18 protein-coding genes, 1 pseudogene and 1 other annotated feature are annotated in these 21,472 nt (G+C 37.7%); of the genes and pseudogenes, 14 read left to right on the forward strand and 5 right to left on the reverse strand.

The features are described 5' to 3' along the window. The first annotated feature begins 110 nt into the window (after positions 1-110). The 13 genes and pseudogenes from CD001_RS17250 to proS all read left to right on the forward strand — a co-directional run bounded on the left by CD001_RS17250 (position 111) and on the right by proS (position 15,275). Entirely contained in the window at positions 111-1,256 is a 1,146-nt protein-coding gene (locus CD001_RS17250) for an acyl-CoA dehydrogenase family protein (protein WP_096188859.1), read from the forward strand. Positions 1,257-1,268: 12 nt separating this feature from the next. Continuing rightward, positions 1,269-2,894 (forward strand): long-chain-fatty-acid--CoA ligase, encoded by a 1,626-nt coding sequence (locus tag CD001_RS17255; protein WP_096188860.1) that lies wholly within the window; start codon positions 1,269-1,271, stop codon positions 2,892-2,894. Positions 2,895-2,918: 24 nt separating this feature from the next. Then, positions 2,919-3,788, forward strand: a complete 870-nt coding sequence (locus CD001_RS17260; RefSeq protein ID WP_096188861.1) for a 3-hydroxyacyl-CoA dehydrogenase family protein — start codon at positions 2,919-2,921, stop codon at positions 3,786-3,788. Between the two features lie 38 nt (positions 3,789-3,826). Continuing rightward, positions 3,827-4,606, forward strand: coding sequence for an enoyl-CoA hydratase/isomerase family protein (locus CD001_RS17265; protein ID WP_096188862.1), 780 nt, complete (start codon positions 3,827-3,829; stop codon positions 4,604-4,606). A gap of 25 nt (positions 4,607-4,631) precedes the next feature. Then, positions 4,632-5,480, forward strand: a complete 849-nt coding sequence (locus CD001_RS17270; RefSeq protein WP_096190660.1) for a 3-hydroxyacyl-CoA dehydrogenase family protein — start codon at positions 4,632-4,634, stop codon at positions 5,478-5,480. Between the two features lie 13 nt (positions 5,481-5,493). Beyond that, positions 5,494-6,641, forward strand: a pseudogene (locus tag CD001_RS17275) (acyl-CoA dehydrogenase family protein). A 27-nt stretch (positions 6,642-6,668) separates the two neighbouring features. Then, positions 6,669-7,853: a thiolase family protein gene (locus CD001_RS17280; RefSeq protein WP_096188863.1), complete on the forward strand. Its 1,185-nt coding sequence runs from the start codon at positions 6,669-6,671 to the stop codon at positions 7,851-7,853. A 170-nt stretch (positions 7,854-8,023) separates the two neighbouring features. Then, positions 8,024-9,379 carry an MFS transporter gene (locus CD001_RS17285; protein ID WP_096188864.1) on the forward strand — a complete coding sequence of 452 codons (1,356 nt, stop codon included), beginning with the start codon at positions 8,024-8,026 and terminating at the stop codon, positions 9,377-9,379. Between the two features lie 459 nt (positions 9,380-9,838). Next, the gene (locus tag CD001_RS17290) at positions 9,839-11,011 is read left to right on the forward strand and encodes a TraB/GumN family protein (RefSeq protein WP_096188865.1); all 1,173 of its coding nucleotides are present in this window, start codon (positions 9,839-9,841) and stop codon (positions 11,009-11,011) included. A gap of 215 nt (positions 11,012-11,226) precedes the next feature. Further along, positions 11,227-12,102: a dimethylarginine dimethylaminohydrolase family protein gene (locus CD001_RS17295; RefSeq protein ID WP_096188866.1), complete on the forward strand. Its 876-nt coding sequence runs from the start codon at positions 11,227-11,229 to the stop codon at positions 12,100-12,102. Positions 12,103-12,313: 211 nt separating this feature from the next. Further along, entirely contained in the window at positions 12,314-12,676 is a 363-nt protein-coding gene (locus CD001_RS17300) for an S-Ena type endospore appendage (RefSeq protein WP_306454078.1), read from the forward strand. A 428-nt stretch (positions 12,677-13,104) separates the two neighbouring features. Next, complete coding sequence (locus CD001_RS26970) at positions 13,105-13,455, forward strand: BclA C-terminal domain-containing protein (protein WP_257009989.1); 351 nt, start codon at positions 13,105-13,107, stop codon at positions 13,453-13,455. 133 nt (positions 13,456-13,588) lie between these two features. Beyond that, positions 13,589-13,792: a binding site (T-box leader), on the forward strand. A gap of 52 nt (positions 13,793-13,844) precedes the next feature. Continuing rightward, positions 13,845-15,275 carry a proline--tRNA ligase gene (gene proS, locus CD001_RS17310; RefSeq protein WP_142303607.1) on the forward strand — a complete coding sequence of 477 codons (1,431 nt, stop codon included), beginning with the start codon at positions 13,845-13,847 and terminating at the stop codon, positions 15,273-15,275. Positions 15,276-15,433: 158 nt separating this feature from the next. Here proS and CD001_RS17315 read toward each other — a convergent pair whose 3' ends face one another. Genes CD001_RS17315 through ectA form a run of 3 tightly spaced genes read right to left on the reverse strand, consistent with a single transcriptional unit; the run spans position 15,434 to position 17,717 of the window. Then, complete coding sequence (locus CD001_RS17315; RefSeq protein WP_096188869.1) at positions 15,434-15,817, reverse strand: ectoine synthase; 384 nt, start codon at positions 15,815-15,817, stop codon at positions 15,434-15,436. A gap of 15 nt (positions 15,818-15,832) precedes the next feature. After that, the gene (ectB, locus tag CD001_RS17320) at positions 15,833-17,119 is read right to left on the reverse strand and encodes a diaminobutyrate--2-oxoglutarate transaminase (RefSeq protein WP_096188870.1); all 1,287 of its coding nucleotides are present in this window, start codon (positions 17,117-17,119) and stop codon (positions 15,833-15,835) included. A 49-nt stretch (positions 17,120-17,168) separates the two neighbouring features. Beyond that, positions 17,169-17,717 (reverse strand): diaminobutyrate acetyltransferase, encoded by a 549-nt coding sequence (gene ectA, locus CD001_RS17325; RefSeq protein WP_257009990.1) that lies wholly within the window; start codon positions 17,715-17,717, stop codon positions 17,169-17,171. A 507-nt stretch (positions 17,718-18,224) separates the two neighbouring features. Between ectA and CD001_RS26055 the strand changes: the two genes are divergently transcribed. Beyond that, complete coding sequence (locus CD001_RS26055; protein WP_142303608.1) at positions 18,225-18,725, forward strand: hypothetical protein; 501 nt, start codon at positions 18,225-18,227, stop codon at positions 18,723-18,725. Positions 18,726-18,809: 84 nt separating this feature from the next. On the opposite strand, the gene CD001_RS17330 is transcribed toward CD001_RS26055, so the two are convergent. Beyond that, the gene (locus CD001_RS17330; protein ID WP_096188872.1) at positions 18,810-20,195 is read right to left on the reverse strand and encodes a class II fumarate hydratase; all 1,386 of its coding nucleotides are present in this window, start codon (positions 20,193-20,195) and stop codon (positions 18,810-18,812) included. A gap of 301 nt (positions 20,196-20,496) precedes the next feature. Continuing rightward, the gene (locus CD001_RS17335) at positions 20,497-21,426 is read right to left on the reverse strand and encodes a VCBS repeat-containing protein (protein WP_407081111.1); all 930 of its coding nucleotides are present in this window, start codon (positions 21,424-21,426) and stop codon (positions 20,497-20,499) included. Positions 21,427-21,472: the final 46 nt, after the last annotated feature.

Below are 21,472 nucleotides of genomic sequence, written 5' to 3' on the forward strand. Positions count from 1 at the left end.
AAGACATTCAGAAAAAACCATAAACATTACAACTAATCATTGAGAAAGTCCTTGTCGTTAAGTGAGCAGGGATTTCAAAAAACAGACAAAGGAAAACGTGAGGTGGTCAAATGTCCGTAATGACGGATGAAATGACACAAATGAAGAATATGATTAAACAATTTGTAGAAAAAGAAATCGAACCTTTTGCACAACAAATTGAAGAAGATGACTGTATTCCGCCACATTTAATTAATAAAGCGAAAAAACTTGGTTTGTTCGGAATGAGTATCCCTGAAAAGTATGGTGGCATAGGTTTAAACACCTTAAGTAAAACCGTCGTATTAGAACAGCTTGGTCATACACATAATGGATACGTATCACTAATCAGTGCACATACCGGTATTGGGAGTACTGGATTAGTAAAGCTGGCATCCGAATCATTAAAACAAAAATATCTTCCTGAAATGGCTGCTGGTGAGAAAATTGCCTGTTTTGCTTTATCAGAACCTGGAGCCGGTTCAGATGCTACGAATCTAGCTACTACTGCTGTGAAAAAAGGAGATAAGTGGATTATTAATGGTTCGAAACATTTTATAACGAATGCACCTATTGCTGATTTATTTACTGTTTTTGCAGTAACAGATAAAGAGAAAGGGGCAAAAGGAGGTATAACTGCATTTTTAATTGAGAAAAACTATCCGGGACTGTTTATAGGTGCCAAAGACAAAAAAATGGGGTTAAGAGGATCATATACATCGCAAGTGATTTTTGAAGATTGTGAAGTGCCAGAAGAAAACGTGATTGGAGAGGTTGGGATGGGCTACATCTCTGCTCTAACGATTTTAGGTGAAGGACGTGTTGGACTGGCCGCCCGCTCTGTAGGATCTGCGAATAAATTAATTGAGATGTCTGCTAAATATGCGAAAGATCGGATCCAGTTTGGAAAACCTATCGCGAATAACCAAGCCATTCAATGGATGCTCGCAAATATGGCGACGGAAACAGAAGCTGCTAGACAACTAACGTTTTTAGCCGCTCAATTAATCGATAGCGGTAAGAAGGCAATAAAAGAAGCATCCATGGCAAAAATGAATGCAACAGAAGTCTTTAATAAAGTCGCCGATCATGCTGTACAAATACATGGTGGAATGGGATATGTAGCTGATTATCCCATTGAGCGGTTTTATCGCGATGCACGGATAACGAAAATATACGAAGGAACGAACGAGATTCAAAGAATGATCGTAGCACGTCATGTTTTAGACGAAGTATAGGGAGGTTAAATTGTGAATAAGAAAAGATGGCTAAATTTTTACCCTGAAACCGTTTCCGAAATGATTGAAATTCCTTCGACCACTTTATATCAAGTACTAGAAAGGACAGTAGAAGATTATCCTGATCAAAGAGCCGTCATTGATGGGGAAAAAGAGTGGTCCTACAAAGAACTAAAGAACTCTGTCGATCAATTCGCCGCTTCACTTTACAGCTTAGGCTTTAAACCTGGGGATCGTGTTGCATTAATGCTGCCGAATACAGTTGAATACATGATCACCTATTATGCAACTCTTCGATTGGGCGGTATCGTCGTTCAGGCTAATCCTTTATATCAAGTCTCTGAATTAGAGTATCTTTTGACGAATTCACGATCGACATGGTTTGTTGGAAATGATGTTCAGCAAAAAAAATTAACTGCTATTCCTTATTCAAAATGTATAACAACTATTTATGTGTCCCACGAAGTAACACCAAAGGATGAGCAAGTCTATCATTTTTACGAATTATTAACAAATGAGAAAACGATAAACCTACCTGATATAAATATCGATGCAAAAGAAGATGTTGCTGTCATTCAATATACTGGTGGAACGACCGGCCGTAGTAAAGGAGTGATGCTTACGCATTACAACTTAATTGCCAACATTCATCAAAGCTTTGAGTTCTCAGATGGCTTTTTTAAAAGACCTGGTGAACGAATTTTAAGTGTAATACCATTTTTTCATGTTTACGGAATGACAGGTGCTATGAACCTGACGATTTTTGCAGCAGGAACGATCATTTGCATGAAGCGTTTTCAAATTGAGGAAGCGATAAGCTTCATAAAAAAGTATCGACCTACTTTTTTTCCTGGTGTTCCAACAATGTATTTAGCTCTGTTAAAACACCCTGATTCTACCCCAGAAATATTATCATCCTTAAAAGTATGTAATAGCGGATCTGCTCCAATGCCAATTGAAGTCATGAAGGAGTTCGAATCAAAAACCGGATCTATCATTGTTGAAGGATATGGACTCTCAGAAACTGCACCAATTACGCACCGCAATCCGGTCACAGGAATTAAAAAACAAGGAAGTATCGGGATTCCTTTACCAAATACTGATAGTAAAGTTGTCGATCAAGCAACCGGTACAACTGAACTACCTCCAGGGGAAGTCGGTGAACTAATTATTAAAGGTCCTCAAGTGATGAAGGGATACTGGGAGAACGAAAAAGAAAATCGTATTGCTATTAGAGATGGGTGGCTTTATACAGGAGATTTAGCAACGATGGATAACGATGGTTATTTCTTTATCGTTGGAAGGAAGAAAGATTTAATCATTGCTAGCGGATATAATGTTTATCCAGCTGAAATTGAAGAGTTGTTATATCAACACCCAAGTATTGACGAAGTTTGTGTATTTGGCATTCCAGACCCATATCGCGGTGAAACAGTGAAAGCAGTCATTGTTCTTAAAAAGGATCATCACATGACCGAGCGAGATATCATGACGTGGATGTCAAAGCGCTTAGCCGCTTATAAAGTACCAAAACAGATTTCGTTTAGGAAGGAGCTTCCGAAAACAGCAGTAGGTAAAGTTTTGCGGTATAAACTCGTTGAAGAAGAAACAGAACAGAATATTCAAGGAAAGAGTTAAAAACAAGGAAGAGGAGTGATGACTATGAACATCGATCAAATCAAAACCATAGGTGTCATCGGTTCAGGGGCAATGGGGGCTCAAATTGCGATGGTATGTGCATTAGCTGGATATAACGTCTACTTACAAGACATTCAAGAAAAGAGTTTAACGAAGGCAAAAGAAACACTGACATATCAAATGAACCGCCGTTTACAAAAGGGAAAATTAACAGAGAATGAAGTAAATGATGCTTTTCAAAAGCTGAAATTTACAAGTTCACTAGAAGAAGCTGTAAAGAATACAGACTTCGTCATTGAAGCGATTATTGAAAAATTAGATGTAAAACAACAGTTGTTTAAACAATTAGATGAATTAGCACCATCTCATACTATTTTATCATCAAATAGCTCATCGATCATCAGTTCACAAATCGCTATAGCAACAGACCGTCCTGAGAAAGTTTGTAATATGCATTTTTTCAATCCAGCATTAGTGATGGAGCTCGTCGAAGTTGTTCAAGGAGAGCATACCTCACGAGAAACGGCTGATATAACTGTCGAGTTAACGAAACGTTTAAACAAAACACCAATCCTACTAAAAAAGGAAATCAATGGGTTTGTCGCAAATCGTATTCTCGGAAAAATAATGAACGAAGCGATTTTTTTACTAGAAAATGAAATTGCTTCTGCTGAAGAAATTGACCTTGCTTGTACAAAAGCGTTAAATCATCCAATCGGACCGTTTGCATTGATGGATTTAACCGGTTTAGATGTTCATTACAATGTTAGGATGCAAAGATACTATGAATCTGGTAATGAAGATGATATGCCTTCACAAATCATTAAAGATAAAGTAAAGCGTGGGGAACTAGGAAGAAAATCTGGTAAAGGGTTTTATACGTACACTTCATAAACATAAACGTTCAATTTCAATAAAAGGGGAGAACACCAATGTCTTACGAAACCATTCAAATTGAAAGAAGCGGACAAATAGCTTACATTTACATCGATCGACCTGAAGTACGAAACGCATTAAACAAAAAAACATTGGACGAAATGGTTGATGCTTTACATTCATTGAAAATAGATGATCAAGTAGGCTGTGTCGTTTTTAGCGGCTCTGGTGACAAATCCTTTGCGGCAGGCGCTGATATTGGCCAGCTCCAACAAAAAACGATGATTGATGCCTTAAAAAAAGGTGGAATGCAACAAGTATATGACGAAATCGAAAATTATGAAAAGCCGACAATTGCAATGATAAATGGATTTGCACTAGGAGGGGGCTGTGAATTAGCGATGGCTTGTGATATTAGAATTGCATCGACAAATGCGAAATTTGGTCTTCCAGAATTAAATTTGTCCATTATCCCAGGTGCTGGTGGTACACAACGGTTGACAAGACTTGTTGGAAAAGGAAAAGCATTGGAATTGATTTTAACTGGAAAAATAATAGACGGGAAAGAAGCTGAGCTCATCGGTCTCATCAGTGAGTTAGTTGAACCGGAACAGTTACAAAAGAAAACAGAAGAAGTAGCTAAGCAAATCCTTGCAAAGGGACCACTTGCTGTTAAACTTGCAAAATTATCTATTAACTTAGGCGCAGAAACTGATTTAAAAACCGGACTCATGGTCGAAAAACTATCTCAAGCAATCTTATTTTCCTCTGAAGACAAAGTAGAAGGTACAAAAGCCTTTCTAGAAAAACGGAAACCACAATTTTATGGTAAATAAAATCTAATGAAGGAGGAATAAAGTGATTCGAACGATTACAGTTATAGGGTCTGGAACAATGGGGAAAGGAATTGGTTTAACGGCTGCAATCTCAGGATTCAACGTGCGAATTCAAGACATAAGTGAAGAGTCTTTGAACAAAGCGAGAGCCTATTTTGATGAACAAATTGAAAAAAGTCATGCTCGAAGTACCGTGAACGAAAATGATGTTCGCAACGCGAAACAAAATATTTCCTTCACTACCGAATTGCAAGAAGCCACAAAAGATACCGATCTCGTCATTGAAGCAATACCTGAAGTAATGGAATTGAAAACAATATTATTTCAAGAGCTTGATCAAATAACGCCTAACCATACGATATTAGCGACAAATACTTCGACAATGAGTCCAACTGAAATTGCTGCACAAACGAATCGTCCTGACCGGTGTATTGCGATGCATTTCTTCAATCCAGTTCCTAAGATGAAGTTAATTGAAGTGATTTGCGGCTTAGAAACATCTGAACAGACGATCAACCGTATTTTTGAAGTTGGGAAAATGATGAATAAAGAGTGTGTAAAGATCAATGAATTTCCTGGATTTGCTGTAAGCAGAATGAATTGCCTAATTGGCAACGAAGCGATGACAATGCTTATGGAAGGTGTTTCATCCGTTGAAGGCATTGACAAAGCGATGAAACTCGGATTGAATCATCCGATGGGTCCGCTTGAATTAGCTGATTTAGTTGGCTTAGATACACGCCTTCACAATATGGAATATCTACATCAAACGTTAGGTGAAAAATATCGTCCATGTCCACTATTAGTCAAATATGTAAAAGCAGGAAGGTTAGGAAGAAAGTCAGGCAAAGGTTTTTATACGTATTCAACATAAAGAGGGTGTAACGATGGATTTTTATTTGAATAACGATATTCAATTATTAAAGAGCAACATACGTGATTTCGTTAAGCATGAAGTTGATCCATTTGCTAACCAAATTGAAGAAACAGATGAAATCCCTTCTTCAATCGTACAAATGTCAAAGGAACTCGGTCTATTCGGGTTGAGTATCCCCGAAGAATATGGAGGTTTAGGGATCGGAATGGTTGGTAAGTGTGCTCTTTATGAAGAACTCGGCAAAACACATAACGGCTTTACAACTTTAATCGGTGCGCATACCGGGATCGGGACCGTCGGTATTGTTGAAATGGGTAATGAGAAACAAAAGGAAAAATATTTGCCACAGCTTGCAAGTGGAGAAAAACTCGGAGCCTTTGCGTTAAGTGAGCCCTCGGCAGGTTCTCACGCGACGAATTTAAAAACAACTGCAGTTAAAAGAGGAGATACTTATATTCTTAACGGATCTAAGCATTATATAACAAATGCGCCAATTGCAGATGTGTTTACTGTTATGGCTGTTACTGACCGAGAGAAAGGTGCTAAAGGAATCACATCTTTTATTGTTGAAAAAGACTCTCCAGGATTTCAAGTTGGTGCCATTGAAAAAAAATGGGTCTTAAAGGATCACAATCAGCAGAAATATTTTTTGAAAATTGCGAGATTCCTGTAGAAAATGTTCTCGGTGAGGTAGGTCAAGGATATGTCAATGCACTAAAAATATTAGCAAATGGAAGAGCGGGGCTCGCTGCGAGAAATCTTGGCTCAAGTCAAAAGCTATTAGATTTATGTATGGCGTTTGTTGAAGAACGAAAACAATTCAACGTTCCGATTATTGAACATCAAGCCGTTGCTCATATGATTGCAGAAATAGCGATGGATATTGAAGCACTTCGTTCTTTTACATATCGTGTTGCCTGGATGGTTGATCAAGATGAAAAAGTCATTAAAGAAGCTGCTATGTTAAAGTTATTCGGTTCTGAAGTATATAACCGGGTTGCTGATAAAGCGGTGCAAATTCATGGTGGTATAGGATATATAACCGATTATCCGATTGAACGATACTTCCGTGATGCTAGAATTACAAAGATTTATGAAGGGACTTCTGAAATTCAAAAAAATATTATTTCCAGGCAATTACGTAAGGAGTACAGTTAAATTTTCGAGATGAAGGGGTGATGATCATTGGATAATGAAGTTGTCGTTGTCAGTACTGGTCGAACTGCGGTTGGTCGATATGGCGGAACATTACGATCTCTAAACTCAGGACAGCTAGCAGCAACAGTAATAATTAACGTATTAAGGAAGGGGGGTATTTCACCACACTTTGTGGATGAAGTCATTCTAGGTGAAGTTAGACAAACAACCGAATCATCAAACGTCGCTCGTGTTGCTGCACTTCGGGCTGGTATTCCAGAAACTGCAACGGCGTATACGGTCAATCGACTTTGTGCTTCTGGGATGCAGGCAATTACTTCTGGTGTCCAGCAAATATGGGCAAATCAAGCGGATATCGTGTTAGCGGGAGGAACAGAAAGTATGAGTCAAGCTCCTATTTATCTACGACAATCACGCTTTGGCGAAGGAAATTCAACACTCGTAGATTCTAATTTAGAAAATGGTCAGCAGCCGCAAGAAATATATAGCAGTCAATTAAGTATGGGAATAACAGCCGAAAATGTTGCAGAACGGTATGACATATCTAGGTCTGCTCAAGATAAGTTTGCCTTTCAAAGTCAAAAAAAAGCAGCAGAAGCTATTCAGAGTGGAAAGTTCAAAGATGAAATCGTCCCTGTACAAGTGATGGAAAAGAAGGGGACTGTTTCATTCGATGTAGATGAATTCCCTAGACCAGATACAACTATTGATAAATTAAACCAGTTAAAGCCCGTGTTTAAACAACATGGGACGGTAACACCAGGTAATTCATGTGGAAGAAATGATGGAGCAGCTGCCATCGTTTTAATGAAACATGAAAAAGCGAGAGCTCTTCAATTGAAGCCGTTAGCGAAAATTGCAGATTGGACAACAGCTGGTGTATCACCCGATATAATGGGTATTGGACCTGTTCCAGCAATAAATAAACTACTAAAGAAAACAGGGATTTCCCTCTCTGAGGTTGGTTTAATTGAGTTAAACGAGGCTTTTGCTGCACAAGCATTAGCTGTCATAAGAAATTTGCAGCTGAATGAACAAATTGTCAATGTAAACGGAGGAGCCATCGCCCTCGGTCATCCGTTAGGTGCAACTGGCTGTAAGATCGTTACGTCACTTATTTATGAAATGAATAGAAGAAAAGAAAGATATGGACTTGCAGCACTTTGTGTAGGAGGCGGGCAAGGAATGGCCCTATTACTTGAACAAGTTTAATAACATATTACGTCAATGAACCTCTTTTCTGGACTCATTTGACTGCAGTTAAATGTAAGCCCTTACAATTATGTTTTGATAGTGGATATACCTTCACAAAAGTCATAATGAATACTATTACTTTTAATGCGGTAAGCAATGCCTCATTAATAGAAAAGGGGATAAAAAGTATGATATTAAATAAAGCCGATAACAAGCTGTTAAATGTGGAAAAGCCTAGTAAGAAAGAAATGTGGACTTATGGAATAGGTAGCTTCGGTATTTTTGCTGTATGGAGTTTAATGAGTTCATTTTTAACTTATTACTACACAGATGTAGCTGGTATTGCAGCAGGTGTTGTCGGCACATTAATGCTAATAGCGAGACTTTTCGACGGTGTAACAGATATTGGTATGGGCTCAATTGTTGATAAAACAAAATCAAAATTTGGTAAAACACGCCCTTGGATATTATGGATGTCAGTTCCTTTAGGGATTATGACTGTCATGCTTTTTTCGGTTCCAGATATTAGTGCAACAGGTAAAATCATTTACGCATATATAACGTACTTGTTTTTCGTTTTTATTTACACATCCGTTTCAATTCCTTATAAAACATTACTCGGTGTAATGACACAACACCAACATAGTCGATCACAGTCTAACATATATGCAGGAATATTTATTATGATTGGGAACCTTATCGTTGTTACATTAACACAACCACTAGCGGCTTCAATTGGCTGGACGGCTCTTTCCGTAATATATGGTGTGATGACCGTCGCTTCCCTCTATATTACGTTCTTTTTTGTGAAAGAAAGAGCTGCTACCCCTGCTCATAAAAAAGAAATAGAAAAAGTCCCGTTTAATGCAGGATTTAAAGCATTAATGAAAAACAAATATTGGTTTATTATTACTTTATACTGTGTTACCTTTTATGCAACAATTGGTCTGACACAAGGTGCAGCCATGTATTATGCCCAGTATATTATTGGTAATGTTCGTTATTTTCCGTTTATCGGTCTTGCTTCAGCTTTACCAATGTTAATAGGTGTATTTTTTATCGGCCCCTTTGTAAAAAAGTTCGGGAAAAGAAATATCGCCATTTCCGGAGCATTTATCTTTATAACAGGTCAGCTAATAAAGCTCATTGACCCAACAAATTTAACCATTTTTCTTTCCGGACATGTATTAGTTGGAATTGGAATTATGCCTGCCATCGCCCTAACATTTGCAATGATTAATGATACGATTGAATATGGAGAATTGAAATCAGGGATCAGGACAGAAGGGTTAGTGAATAGCGGAGCGAGTTTTGGTATTAAAGTAGGTACTGGAATTGGTTTAGCTTTAATAGGATGGCTTCTTGGCTTTGGTGGATATATTGGTGGTGCTGCCGAACAATCATCATTAGCGATTCACATGATATTGGCACTTAATCTTTATATCCCTTTAGCATTTGGCGTCATCAAAGTTATTCTATTATGGTTATTTAAAATCGACAAAACATACCCAATCATACTTGCAGAACTTCAGACAAGAAAATAATAAAGTGTTCATGAGGCTGGGACATAACCCAGCTAATAAGCGTGGCCCTCACCGTTTAGTCGTTGAGAGCCATTTCTTATTAATAAGATATTTGTTTGTATGGGTCAATTACACTCTCTTGCACTTCAGCTATAGTGATTTCAAATTTTATTTGATTATAAAATGAAAATAAATGGGTGTCCTCAAAATAGTATGTTGGTAAAGTTGTTCTTAAAGGGTGAAATTAAACTGCACGTTTTCAAGCGAATTCTTTTTAAAAAATTTTTCACCTAGAATAGACAAAAGAAGGCGAATATGCTGGTATGAACTTGACGATAAATTAATCATGGACGACTAAAAAAAGTCTAGTATAATAAAAAGGTATTAGTATTTTATAACGTGTAGCTAATTTTTGATACAATAAAGTAAATCGTGAATGCGAAAGATAATACAAAGTTCAAAAAGGAAGGTAGTTGTGCGTTGGAAGAAAACATTACTAGAATACATTTAGAAGATAAAGAATTAATTATAATAGGGACAGCCCACGTATCTAAAAAAAGTGCCGAACAAGTAAAAGAGGTCATTGAAGCCGAAAAACCCAATTCAGTCTGTGTTGAATTAGATGATCAGCGATATCAATCGATTGTATCTAAAGACCAATGGGCAAAAATGGATATTTTCAAAGTAATTAAAGAAAAAAAAGCTACTTTTCTATTAATGAACCTTGTTATATCCTCCTTCCAAAAAAAATTAGCAAAGAATTTTGGGATCAAACCTGGTCAAGAGATGATTCAGGGGATTGAATCAGCAGATGAAACTGGAGCTACACTCGTTCTTGCTGATCGAAATATTCAAATTACCTTTTCACGCGTTTGGCACGGTTTAGGTCTCCGTGGAAAAGTAAAGCTTCTACTTGAGATATTTGTTAGTATTTTTAATAATGATAATATTTCAGAAGAAGAATTGGAGAAAATGAAGTCACAAGATGCTCTCGATACGATGTTAAAAGAATTTACCGAGTCATTTCCCGAATTAAAGCACCGTCTCATTGATGAACGAGATCAGTATTTAGCTCAAAAAATTAAAGAAGCTCCTGGTGAAAAAGTTGTTGCAGTATTAGGAGCAGCACACGTTCCTGGCGTTAAGGTTGAAATCCATAAAGAACACAATTTAAAGGCATTGTCTAAAAAGCCTCTAAAATCAAAGTGGCCGAAATTGATCGCGTGGTTCATACCTTTGCTAATTTTAAGCATCATTGGATATACGTTTTATGCAAACCCAAGTGCTGGCATGCAGCAAACAATGAGTTGGGTATTGTGGAACGGTTCCTTGTCAGCACTAGGAACTGCCATTGCTCTAGGACACCCACTGACAGTTATAACAGCTTTTGTCGTTGCACCATTAAGTTCCTTAAATCCATTGATGGCAGCAGGGTGGTTTGCCGGCATTGTACAAGCCTTTATTAAACGACCTAATGTTGCTGATTTTGAAAGTTTGCCTGACGATGTTACGAGTGCAAAAGGCTTTTGGAGAAATAAAGTTACACGTATTTTACTAGTCGTTATTCTTGCAAACATAGGCAGTACTTTAGGAACAATTATCGGTGGATCAGATGTTGTCCGCCTATTTATTAAAACAATCTTTGGCAATTAATTCTTATTAAAACTACTCAAACAGACACTGTTGAATGAACTAGTGTCTGTTTTTTTATATTTCCATAATGGAAAACAATGTATTTTGATTCGTCTTATCGAAGCAAAACTAGGGAAGCTGTGGTGTAAAAGTAAATAATATCGGGAAATACATAAAATGAAAGACGTTGGAAAAAATAGTTAAAATATAATGGAGATTATGAGGAGGACCTTACGATGGAAACACCTCAACAAAAAACATACTGCTTTAGTGAATACGATGTGCTTAAGCGGGTCATTTTATGTCAACCTCAATATATGACAATGCGTGAAGTTATTAATGAGACTCAGGAACATTTCCAAGATGAAGGAATCCATATTGAAAAAGCGTTAGAACAACATCAAAATTTAATTAATACATTGAAAAGTCACGATATTGAAGTCATATTACTCCCATATCATAAAAAATACCCCGAGCAAGTATTTACAAGAGATATCGGTTTTACATTAGGACAAACGACCTTCGTAGCAGAAATGAAGAGTGATGTTCGAAAAGGAGAAGAAGACATTTTAAGACAATGGCTAGAAGATGAAGGAATGTCTTATTATAATTTAATTGGAGACGAGATAGAAGGAGGAGATGTCATTATTGATCGTGACAACATCTATATCGGATTGAGCAATCGAACAAATCAAGCAGCTGTAGACCATTTACAAAGCTTGCTTACCCAATTTAATGTTACTTCTATCTCTTTTAAAGAAAAGTATTTACATTTAGACTGTGTATTTAATGTCATTTCGCCTGATATTGCCCTCATTTATCCTGAGGCATTATCCAAACAGGATTATGATTTTTTTGCTTCTAATTATGAGTTAATTGAAGTGTCCAAAGAAGAACAATTTACTCTTGGGACAAATGTATTAGGGCTAGGGGAGAAAAAGATTTTGAGCCTCCCGATAAACAAAGGAGTCAATAAACAGCTTCAGCAACGAGGATTTGAAGTAATTGAAGTCGATATTACTGAAATCATCAAATCAGGCGGTTCTTTCCGGTGTTGTACGTTACCGATTTTGCGACAAGAAATGAACAATAAATCGTGTAAAATTAAATAATTTATACAACGAAAAGGCTGCAACTGCAGTCTTTTTGAATTCTACTCGGAATATGCCATTTACTTTATTCACAAAGATGAGAAGGAGACTTTCTGTATGAGAGAACTTTCATATTTTCGAACTAAAATCCCCTAACTTAACCTCATAATTAAATATTCTAAATAAATGGTATTCGTCCAAGCAGTCCAAACATTTTAATCATTTAATAGTAATGTGTAATGAAACAAAAGGAGGTGAGTTCATCTCCTGTTGTCCAGAGCCTCAAGTAGTCACATCATCAATGTGTAATACATTTGATACAGATGTATTAGCAGCAGATGCATTACAAATTTTTGAGCAAGCAGAAGGAAGTGCATCAGGCTATGTAACAATTACGAATTTTACCGGAAGTGGCGGACCAGTATCTTTAAGTTCAACTGCTGATGGTACGGTAATATTAGCTGGGGATATTGATCCAGGAAATAGCTTCACAGTCTTTGTTCCAAATCTTACTGAACTTTATGTTTTCTCTACCGATGGAGAAACTGTCATTGGTCAAGTTTCTATAAATATATTCCAAACAGTTCGCCCTTAGTTCTAATAAAATCGACCTCATCACTTCCGAAGAGGTCGTATTTTTGATCCCTAAATTTATGAGAATTTTTTAAGTTTATTAATGAACATCGCTTTCTGAAAACTTCTAATTCTTACTCTTAAATCGTAAATATAGAATACAATGACTCAATACAAAGGTGTGATGAAATTGTGTTCTAATCATAAAATACAAGGACCTCCTGGACCTGAGGGACCTAAAGGGCCACGAGGTGCACAAGGACCTCAAGAGGAGAACGTGGCCCCCGCGGACCTCAAGGGCCTCAAGGGTTCCAAGGGAAAGAAGGACCTCCTGGACCTGAAGGGCCTCAAGGTGAACAGGGGCCTCAAGGACCTCCGGGACCACAAGGACCAACTGTAACAGGGACTTCGGGATACGCTGGGAGTACTACAGGAGCAGCTATAGCCGTCATATTAGGTGGAACACCAGTTCCACTACCTAGTCAACAAAACCTTTCACCTGACATCACGCCAAATGCTGCCAATACAGTATTTACAATCGGACCAGCCGGGAGATATTTTATTACGTTTAATATTAGATTAACTGCAGCATTACTTTTAGGAGCAAGATTAGTAGTGAACGGAAGTCCTGTTCCACAAGCGACGATAAATGCGGTATTATCAACGACATTATTTTCGAGTAATGTCATATTAACATTACCTGCAAACTCAACAGTTTCTGTCCAGTTGTTTGGATTATTAGGAACTGCCACACTTCAATCCGGCTCAGGTGCAAGCTTAACAATGATTAGGTTACAGTAAAGTCTTTCTACACAAAGCAATAACAAGATTAAACCATAATCATTACTATCATTCCATCAACCAATATATATTACATAAAATAAAATATTAGAGGTTGACATTTTCTAACATTAACTATATAATCATCGAAATAATAGATACGTTGATGAGGATTAGTAAAGTGTATTAGTCTTTTCCAGAGAGGGAGCTTTTAGCTGAAAGGCTTCTATTGACATTCACTTGAACCTGCCTTTGAGTTCTATACCCGAAAAGGTATAGCGGTTAAATACCGTTATCATGAAAGAGTGTAAAGCTTTGCTTTAAATTAGGGTGGTACCGCCAGCTTGTGGTCCCTAGTTTCGGCAAGGTTTTTTGTGATTTCAAAATAAATCTAAAATAGGGGTGAAATTATGGGAAAGGAATTTGTCCAACGAATTACGGATATGGATGAAAATTTTGCTCAGTGGTATACAGATGTAGTAACAAAAGCAGATTTGATCGACTATTCAAGTGTTCGCGGTTCGATGATTATCCGCCCTTACGGAAATGCCATTTGGGAGAATATTAAAAATGAACTGGATCAAAAAATAAAAGACACAGGTCATGAGAATGTGTACATGCCTTTGCTTATTCCTGAAAGTTTACTTCAAAAAGAGAAAGATCACATAAAAGGATTTGCACCTGAAGTCGCTTGGGTCACACATGGTGGTGAGGAAGAATTAACCGAACGATTATGTATACGTCCGACTTCTGAAGTTCTCTTTGGTGAGCATTTTAAAAATATTATACATTCGTATCGTGATTTACCGAAACTGTACAATCAATGGTCGAATGTCGTCCGGTGGGAGAAAACTACCCGACCATTTTTACGTACGTTAGAATTTTTATGGCAAGAGGGACATACTTGTCATGAAACAGAGGAAGAAGCATTTGAAGAAACAATGAACATGCTAAACGTATACGCTACATTATGTGAGGACATATTAGCGATCCCAGTGTTAAAAGGAAAGAAAACAGAAAAAGAAAAGTTTGCAGGTGCGAAATCTACTTATACGATTGAAAGCTTTATGCACGATGGAAAGGCATTACAATCAGGAACATCACATCATTTTGGCAATGAATTTGCAAAGGCACTAAACATACAATTTACAGACCGGAACGGCAGTCTTCAATATGTACATCAAACCTCTTGGGGTTTTACGACTAGGATTATCGGGGCAATGATTATGGTTCACGGTGATAACAGAGGTTTGGTCATCCCACCGAAAGTAGCACCAGTACAAGTGATGATTATTCCAATTGCTCACCATAAAGAAGGTGTGCTCGACCATGCTTATCAATTAAAAGAGAAACTTTCAAATTATGCTCGTACAGAGATTGATGCAAGTAGTAAAAAACCTGGCTGGAAATTTAATGAGTATGAAATGAAAGGAATACCACTTCGATTAGAAATCGGACCACGAGATATTAAAGATCAGAAAGTTATTCTTGTAAGACGGGACACGAATGAGAAAATAACTGTACCGATTGAACAACTGGAAACAAAAATTGAAGAAATTCTCAATGACATACAACACCATCTTTTTACTCAAGCAAAAAAGCACCGTGATCACAACACTTACGAAGTAAGAAGCTTTGAACAATTTAAAGAGGTTATGGAAACTAAAAAAGGCTTTATTAAGGCAATGTGGTGCGGGGAGGAAACTTGTGAAAGTAAGATAAAAGAAGTTACAGGGGCTACTTCACGCTGTATACCATTTGAAGGGGAAGTGATTTCTGACAAATGCGTATGCTGCAGCCATGATGCCAAACATTTCGTTTATTGGGCTAAAGCTTATTAAACAACCATAAATTGGTAACGAACTCGGTTATTGTGCTTTACTTGAAGATCCTAATGGAAACTTCATAGAAATATGGAGTGATAATTAACATTAAAAAAGCGCCCACTCCCCACTACTGATGGGGAGTGGGCGCTAAAATTTCGTTCAACTTTTTCGTATTAATCAACTAATGGGTATACGCCATTTTTATCGTGCGTCTCACGCCCAGTAATCGGCGGGTTGAACACACACACCATACGCATATCTGTCGTTGCACGCAGCAAGTGCTCATCATGTTCATCTAGCGCATACAAAGTATTTGCAGAAATCGGATGAACCTTTTCATCTTTCAACGTGACAACTTCTCCTTCACCTTCGATACAGTACACGGCTTCTAAATGGTTTTGATACCAAATATGCGTTTCTGTTCCTGCTTTAATTATCGTATCATGTACAGAATATCCCATACCTACATCTTTTAAAATTAACCGGCGGCTGGTCCAATTTTCACCTTTGACTTCTTGTTCTGTATTAATTACATCCTCTAGTTTTACGACTTTCATGTTGTTTTCCTCCTTTTAGTTAGATACTAATTTTTCCGCAAGTACTGCTTTCACACTTTCTTCAATAATCATAAATCCTTGTTTCAGTTCATTCTCATCGATATTTAACGCAGGGAAGAGCTTGAACACTTCATCATTACTTCCGGACGTTTCCATGATCAAGCCTCTGTTAAATGCTTCTTCAGCGACTTTTGAGGAAAAACCTTCGACTTCAGAAGCAATTCCTTGCATAAATCCTCTCCCGCGCACTTTGCCTTTTATTTCAGGATATTTATTTACTAAACCTTCTAAGAAGTCTGTTATTTCAGCTGACTTTTTTTGGATACTTTTCTCAAATGAATCATCTTCCCAATAAGAGAGAGAAACTCCTGCAGTGATAAATGCATGGTTGTTTCCTCTAAACGTCCCATTATGTTCACCAGGACTCCAAATATCGAGATCTGGTCTAATTAATGTTAATGCAAGCGGTAATCCGTAACCTCCAATTGACTTAGAAAGACAGATGATATCTGGCTGAATCCCCGCAGGTTCGAATGAGAAGAATGTACCTGTACGTCCAACACCTGCTTGAACGTCATCAATAATAAGAAGAATATCCCACTTTCTGCAAATTTCTTCAACTCGTTTTAACCATTCGAATCTCGCTGCATTTATTCCGCCTTCACCTTGAACCGTCTCAAGTATCATTGCTGCTGGAATCGCAACGCCACTCCCACTGTCTTCCAAGAAGCTTTCGAGATAGTCTAAACTTGATAAATGATCATCCTCTTGTGCAAATTGATCAAATGGCATCGTAACCGTATTAGTTAGTGGAATTCCAGCGCCTTTACGCTTCATAGCATTTCCCGTAACTGATAAAGAACCTATTGTCATCCCGTGAAAACCATTCGTAAAACTAATAACATCCGTTCTACCAGTTACTTTACGTGCAATTTTTAATGCAGATTCTACTGTATTTGTACCTGTAGGACCAGGGAACATCACTTTATAATCCATGTTTCTCGGCTTTAAAATCACTTCGTTAAATTTCTTTAGAAATTCACCTTTCGCAGTTGTTGCTTTATCAAGAGAATGAGTAATTCCATCATTTGAAATATATTCAATAAGCTGTTCCTTCATTTTTGGCTCATTATGCCCATAGTTTAATGCACCAGCTCCTGCAAAAAAGTCTAAATATTCTTTGCCTTCTTCATCCCACATTTTTGACCCTTTTGCTTTCGTAAACACTGCAGGAAAGCTTCTCACATAGCTTCTTACACTTGATTCTAATTCATCAAAAATCGATAAGTTATTTTTTGTCATGTCTAATATCCCTCCAGAATTATTTTAAAACGTATGTTATTCATGTATTTTAAAGTGGACCAATTCGATAAGTCAGTTCACTCTCATGTTCATTGCCTGGGAACACATCAGCAGGGAAGCAGGGAGTCACGATACAGCTAGCGTTATGATCCCTTGCTAACCGTCTAAATAAAGACTGTGATGCTTCATTTGATGGTGTTACCGTCGCTTCTAAGTATCTGACATCTTTACATGCTTTTCTAGAAAGCAATTCATTTAGCATTTTCGATCCTATCCCTTTACCTCTTTGAGAAGCATCGACTCCGACTTGCCAAATAAAAATGACGTCTGAACGTTCTGGAGGAATAAAAGCAGTAATAAAACCTACCAAGTGGTCGTTTTCTTTAGCAACGACACACGTCTCTGTGAAAAACTCACACATCATCAAGTATTTATACGGGGAATTTAAATCCAATGTTGACTCTTTAACTAACTGCCACATTTCAGCCCCATCATCTATGGCAGGTTTTTCAAATACGACTTCTTCGTTTTCAAGTGTTGCAACCGATCCTTTGTCTAGAGCGTTTCTCTGTTTTTGAGAAAGCGACTTGTCATTAATAATTTACATCCTCTCCTTTAAAGGTTTTGTGAAACAACATCTATAAGGATAGTAAGAGACTGTTAGATTATCAAACGCGTTTAACAAGTATTAAACGCAATATACATCGCTTAATACAGATGCGAGGATATGAGAAGGTTTATCTATTAAATATCTCTGAAATTTGTACGAATTCGAACAAATTGAAATTATTCGACCAACTTGGATATAAAACGACGTTGTTCTCATAGGGAAAACTGTACTTCGTAAAAAAACATAAACTTTTTTACTAACAAGAGAAAAGTTTCAGGTAAAAGTCCTATATATTCATACAATATTTGTTAAATCCATTATAAAAAGCGATGTTTCTTGTAAACACCGCTTTCTTCATTACATTATTTGTTAACTACAGGCTCTGCCTGTGTGAAAATTCCTTTAAAGGTTGTATTCGTGAGATCTCTTTAAAAGTAACGAATAGTTGGAAGGTATACTGTGCTTCTTCCTCTGCAAGGTTAAACGAAGAAGAGAATGCATCGAAGCAGCTTGATTGCTTTTCTTACGCCAAGGGACTCGAAATCTTCTCTTGGCGGTACTATTAGAGAAATCAGCGAAGAATCGCTCGTTGCTCCTGCGATTACTCGTCGCAGAAAAACAGTGCTCCTGCGATTACTCGTCGCAGAAAAACAGTGCTCCTGCGATTACTCGTCGCAGAAAAACAGTGCTCCTGCGATTACTCGTCGCAGACTGCGTGCTTCTTCCTCTGCAAGATTAACCGAAGAAGAGAATGCGTCGAAGCAGCTCGTAGAGAATTCAGCGAAGGATCGCTCGTTGCTCCTGCGATTACTCGTCGCAGAAAAACAGTGCTCCTGCGATTACTCGTCGCAGACTGCGTGCTTCTTCCTCTGCAAGATTAACCGAAGAAGAGAATGCGTCGAAGCAGCTCGTAGAGAATTCAGCGAAGAATCGCTCGTTGCTCCTGCGGTTACTCGTCGCAAAAAAACACGGACCAATTTAAATAAGGTCCCTTAAGGGACTCTGGTTGTAAAGTGCCCTTATAGGGCGAAATGAAAACCGCCCGTTTTACGGGCGGATACTTATTTAAACCCCATTCATTTATACCATCCCATAAGGATCAATAGCCTGCTGAACTTCTGGAGTCATAAGCCCTAACTCAGTAATCACTTGCTTTATCGTTTTATTTTGTGTATCTGCCTGCATCCCAATTTGTGAGGCAAGATCAAAACCCATAATCGGATTTAGTCCGGTAACGACCGAAAGGGAAGCTTCCATCCAATTTTTACAAATTTGTTCATTTGCTTCAATTCCAGTAATACACTTTGTCACTAATGTAGAAATTGCATTTGAGAGAATCTCAATTGATTCAAGCAAAGAGTAGGCAATGACAGGCATCATCACATTGATTTCTAATTGACTTGCAATACCTGCAGTTGCGATTGTCTTTTCATAACCGATTACTTGACAGCTGACCATATGAACCATCTCTAAAATAGCTGGATTTACTTTCCCAGGCATAATCGTAGATCCTGGCTGTACAGGAGGGAGCGTAATTTCAGCTAAACCTGTTCTTGGACCTGAACTTAATAACCGTAAATCGCTTGTTATTTTAATTAAGTGAAGGGATAGTTCTTTTAACACCATGATCGTATGGATCGCAGCATTCCTATTTTGCATAAAGCTAAATTGGTTATCAGGTTTACGAAAAGGCAGTTGAGTCCGATCACATATTTTTGAAATAACATTTTGCGGATATTTAGGATGAGTGTTGATAAGTGTACCGATGGCATTACCACCTAATCCTATTTGATAGAGAGAGTCTAACGACGCCTCAATTTGAGAATATAGAGCACTAATCGTTCCTGCATAACCAGAAAATTCTTGCCCTAATCTGATTGGCAGTGCATCATGTAGATGTGTTCGACCAGCCTTCCTTATTGGCATTAATTCAATCGATTTCTTATGGAGCTCCTGTTGTAATTGCAAAACAGCAGGAAGGAGCCGATGGACAATCATTTCTACTGCCGCGATATGAAGAGCAGAAGGAAATGTATCGTTCGTCGATTGTGCCATATTTACATGATTGTGCGGGTGAATGCGAAAATCTGCCATTGATTCTCCTAATAATTCGGTAGCTCGGCTTGCAATGACTTCATTTGCATTCATATTTTGTGAAGTACCTGCGCCAGCTTGATATACATCAACGACAAATTGGTGATCCCATTTTCCTTGTATCACCTCTTCGGCTGCTTCGACAATCGGCTTCCCGAGATTATTCGGAAGGACTCCTAATTCCATGTTTGTTTCTGCAGCAGCAGCCTTAATAATCCCTTGCGCTTTAATAAAAGGTCGAGGCAACTTTTTCCCGCTAATTGGAAAGTTATCAACCGCCCGTTGAGTTTGAGAGCCATAATAGGCTTCAACTGGAACCATCACATTACCTAAAGCATCTTTTTCCGTACGGAATTGGTCAGTGTTCTTCATTATTCTCTCCTTGTTACTTTACTTAGAAGCATTCTCCATATTTAATATGGTTACCATTAAGTGGAGAAACATGAACCATTTCCATAAAAATAACCATCTCCATATAAAACAAGCGGTTTTATTAAATTCGCCTTATAAGGTCACTATACGAACATAGTCCATTAAGGAGACTTATTAATTCTTGTTACTTTTTAAGAGGTATTACGATTACAAGCCTTAGCACATAGGCAGAGCCGTGTACTAAGGCTTGAATAAACAGCAGAAAAAAATGAAACGAAATGACAAACATTAATGACTACATTTATAATTTCTCGCCAAATATAGCGACATTTTGACGCTCAGAAACAAAACGTTGTCCGTCCCACTTCAACACAGTGATGACATATCCAAGTGAATCAGCATTATACCTTCCTGCAGCTCTTTGATAAGCTTCAAGTTCATACGTATCATCTCTGTTAAAGTCAACAGGGTATAGACCTGATAAAGGATTTACCCATCCTTCTACCGGCGATCTTAATCTACCATTTTCGTCATAAACCTCATTTAAATAATCTGTTCCTTTATATGTTAAATCAATGATAAACTGTTCATTCTCGTGGTGACTAGTTAATGATGCTTTATATAGATTTTCATAATTGACATCATATTGGTAGCTTGCATTAAATTGATCAGAATTAAAAACCTCTCTCATATGACCGTTCAAATGAGAAAAGATATAGGCATATATTGCTCCACCGCTGCCACCTGTATCGATCACGACTAAAATATCAGCAACTCGATTTCCCGTAAAATCACCAAGAAAAAGCGTCGGATTGTATCCCGCGTCATTTTGTAAAGAAATTTGTTCATATTGACCAGCTCTCCCATTATGGATGAGCACTGTAATATCTTGTATGAAAGGACTATCAGCAGTTTGATGACCAGTAAGTAAAACAGTATCGGTAAGCGAGTCTCCATCAATATCACCATATTTTGTATCGATGATAAAAGGGAGGGGTGCATGCATTTGTCTAGTGAGTAGGGGTTCAATGTTCGATTTCATTGCTAGCAGTACTTCCCTTGAAGGGTAAGGGGCCGGAAACGTTAAGGCAATATCAATTGTATGCAATGCTTCTTTTAATCGACCTTCTCTTGCATGAGTATTGGCTAAATTGTACCAATAATGTAGATAGTTTGTTTCCCTTATTTTACTGTAATAATCGTTCATCATGTTATGATAATCATTATTCATACATACCAGCTCCCCTTCATTTTTTCTAAATTCCCAATTGACTTCA

Source organism: Evansella halocellulosilytica, assembly GCF_002335745.1.
In the GTDB taxonomy this organism is placed as follows: domain Bacteria; phylum Bacillota; class Bacilli; order Bacillales; family Salisediminibacteriaceae; genus Bacillus_CA; species Bacillus_CA halocellulosilytica.